Below are 1,488 nucleotides of genomic sequence, written 5' to 3' on the forward strand. Positions count from 1 at the left end.
CTTGTCGCGCACGTGGTCACCGGCCAGATAGCCGTAGCTCTCCTCAAAACCGAAGATAAAGCGATTGACCTCGCCAGCATCGGAAAGAGAAGTAATGATGTCGCCGATGTACTTGAAGCCCGTCAGGCAGCGGCGGAGCTCAAAACCGTACTCGTCGGCCAGAGCGTCAACCATGGCGGAAGAAACGATAGTAGTGACAGCAACCTTCTTAGTGAGGTCCTCACCGCGAGCAGCGCGGGTCTTGCAGATATAGTCGAGCAGCAGAACGCCCATCTCATTGCCGGTCAGCAGCAGATAGTCATCGCCATTCTTAACGGCAACGCCAACGCGATCGGCGTCAGGATCGGTTGCAAGCAGCAGATCGGGGTGAACCTGCTCGCACAGGTCAATGCCCTTCTGCATGGCCTGACGAATCTCGGGGTTAGGATACGGGCAGGTCGGGAAATCGCCGTTAGGCTCCTTCTGCTCGGGAACAACCGTGACATCAGTGATGCCAGCGCGCTCGAGCACCGTCGTGACGGGAATGAGGCCGGTGCCGTTGAGCGGAGTGTAGACGAGCTTAAGCGGAGCGCCAGCGATCTCCTCGGCAGAAAGGTTGGTCACGCCGCGGGCGAGAACGGCGTCGTAATAACGCTCGAGGCACGAGTCATCGATCCATTTGACCAGACCCTGCTCAAGAGCCTCATCGAAGTCCATGGACTTCACGCCGGTGAACGTATCGGTCTCGGCGATAGCCTTAGAAATTGCATCGGCGGCCTCGCTGGTGATCTGGCAGCCGTCGGGGCCATAGGCCTTATAGCCGTTATAAGGCGCCGGATTATGACTAGCGGTCATGCAAATGCCACCGGAGCACTTAAGGTCGCGGACGGCCCAGGAGAGCGTCGGCACGGGAGAAATCTTGGGATACACGAGGGCAGTCACGCCGTTTGCTGCAAGAATGGCAGCCGTCGTCTTGACGAACAGCTCACCTTTATTGCGGCTATCGCGAGCGATGGCGACCGTCGGATGCTCGAAGGTCGCATTGAGGTAGTCAGCGAATCCCTGGGTCGCACGACCGACCGTATAGATATTCATACGGTTAGTGCCCGCACCGATAGTGCCGCGAAGGCCGGCGGTACCGAAGGCGAGATCCTGGAAGAAAGCGTCGGTGATGGCGTCCTCATCACCCTGCTCCTTCATCGTGTTAAGCTTAGCGAGGAGCTCCTCGTCCTTGACATTGGCAATCCAAGTATCAAGCAGCTCATGAACATCTGCCATGTGAGTCCTTCCGTCACATTCAATAAAACGACCCGTGTAAAACAGGACAAGCGCAGCAGTGCGCTAAAGCAAATATTAGTCCATTGAGAACAAAGAACCGACCAAAGAACGGTGAACGTCTATATTCAGCGGTGGATGATTAAATTGATTTAATTGCATAAGGAATGTTGCACGTAAACGCAAAAAAGGGGGAGGCCGCGAGGCCTTCCCCTTCTTCAGTTTCGCTGACGG

At 56.0% G+C, this 1,488-nt stretch carries 1 protein-coding gene; it reads right to left on the minus strand.

Annotated features, from left to right (window positions below; translation table 11 throughout):
- A partial coding sequence (locus PGW49_RS10255) for a phospho-sugar mutase (protein WP_270226428.1) occupies positions 1-1,257 on the minus strand: 1,257 nt, incomplete at its 3' end.
- Positions 1,258-1,488 lie beyond the last annotated feature (231 nt).

It is taken from the genome of Collinsella aerofaciens (genome assembly GCF_027679495.1).
In the GTDB taxonomy this organism is placed as follows: domain Bacteria; phylum Actinomycetota; class Coriobacteriia; order Coriobacteriales; family Coriobacteriaceae; genus Collinsella; species Collinsella aerofaciens_AK.